This window comes from Collinsella tanakaei YIT 12063, from assembly GCF_000225705.1.
GTDB classification, from domain to species: domain Bacteria; phylum Actinomycetota; class Coriobacteriia; order Coriobacteriales; family Coriobacteriaceae; genus Collinsella; species Collinsella tanakaei.
Genome location: NZ_JH126479.1, coordinates 1 through 1,762, shown reverse-complemented (window position 1 = coordinate 1,762; position 1,762 = coordinate 1). Strand labels below are relative to the sequence as shown.

General features: G+C 57.8%; 1 protein-coding gene. It reads right to left on the bottom strand.

The features are described from left to right. Positions 1 to 1,436: 1,436 nt before the first annotated feature. Positions 1,437 to 1,762 (bottom strand): hypothetical protein (locus tag HMPREF9452_RS12065; protein WP_009142226.1); only part of this gene is annotated, 326 nt, incomplete at its 5' end.

Below are 1,762 nucleotides of genomic sequence, written 5' to 3'. Positions count from 1 at the left end.
TCGGCACGGCCTCTCGCCTCGCAGTATCCGGTTCTCAAGGTACGCGCCGCCGGTCGCTCCCGCGCCGCGCGGCAAGGAGATATATTGCCATACCCGGGGCGCCGCGGGGGCGCCATTCCCGCCCTCCACGGTTCCTACACATACGGGGGCCGATGACTGAATACAAGCATGCGCTTAGATCAGCTGTACCCGCGGAATCCGCCCAACCACCCGCTTGATCATCGCGTCGCATTGGCGGAGGCTGCAGGCAGCCCGCTTCGCCAGGATAGAAAATCTCCATTAAATCGGTCGTGCAACTCCAACAAAACGTTCCTGAGCAAAACGACCTTACAAGGATGCAGATTGCGACATCCGTGTCCATCGGCTGGAATACCGTCCAAATCTTCGATATTTTAATTGGCGCGGCGGAAGTCTGTGATAAGAATCGGTCTTTTCCTCGAAATACGCCCTATATAGATAAGAGTGAGATTAAGAAAAGCGGACTGTCCGCCTGGTCCGGCCACAGCAATAAAGCAGAAGGGACGGGGTCCGAACCGTCTCCGGACGAACAAGGATGCCCGCGTCAAGCTGAAGAAATGGGAAAGAGATTAAAAGCAAAGACGTGCGCCCATCAGTACCGAAGCAGTCGCTTTTCAAAAGTCCAGAATCTAGCGAAGGCTTATTGGCGAACTCGTAACGAAATCGTTTGAGGCAGATGCCGCAGCGGGCAACGAGAGGGGTGAAGGGCTCTCGTGACCGCAAGCAACATACGGGCCAATCGCCCACTAAGCAAGCATCTATGATCGATCCCCATTCATCGAGGCCAGATGAGCTGGACCCTGTAAACGCGACACGGAAATCGAAGACGAGCGCAGGAATATTAATAACCGAGTAAGCAGAAATAAGAGGAACGGCGATCCCGTATATCCGAAGCCATCACGCTGATAAGCGTGAAAATAGGTTGAACAAACCAACTTTATAATCCTCAAATGAACTCATCGGAAGAGAAGGCGATCGGCGATCGTTTCGCCATGCGCGTCGTCCGCTCGCCTGCGGCTCGGATCGTCTTCGCAAACTTGAACCGATGTGCCCGCAAACGGTTTCTCATCGCCATTACCGCACCATCCGCTGTTGAAGCGGCAAACATACTTCGCCCAAACGTCGGTCGGCATCGATGCGAGCCTATTGATACAAGAGGGCTTAAACGCATGAGAATGCCGATGCGCATCGGGCGCCAAGCGACGTTCCTCGAGCCCCATCGCCGAATCACCGAAGATCGCCTCAGCGCGGCATCCCAAGATCTAATTCTCAGGGGAATTTTTGCCCCAGTGTGCCTGACACGACGAACCGCGCCCCTAATCGAGAGTGGAGAGGCTCGGCAAGGGCCGGAAAGCCAAAGTGAGAAAACTATTTGCAAAATCTAACAGTCACCCAGATAGGTGATAGGGGAACGCCCCTCACCTGCGGAACCTCGCTTCGGCCATGAGCAGATGGCGGACCGCCCTTGCGATCTTGGGCCGCCTCTCGTCGTCGCGCTCGACCCTGAAGAAGCAGACGTAGGGGTTCAGGTAGGACTGCAGGTTCTCGGGGTCCATGCCGGCGAAGCGCCGGAGGTGGCGCTTGGGCCGCGAGCGCAGGTTGCTCGCCGGCTCCGTCGCCCCCGGGTACCCCGGGTCCCGCGCGTCCGCCTTGCAGGACTCGTCCGCAAGACCGTTCTCCCCGACGGGGACGCTATGGGCCCTCTCGCGGTCGTGGACGAGCGCCGCGCCCTTCCGCGACGCGG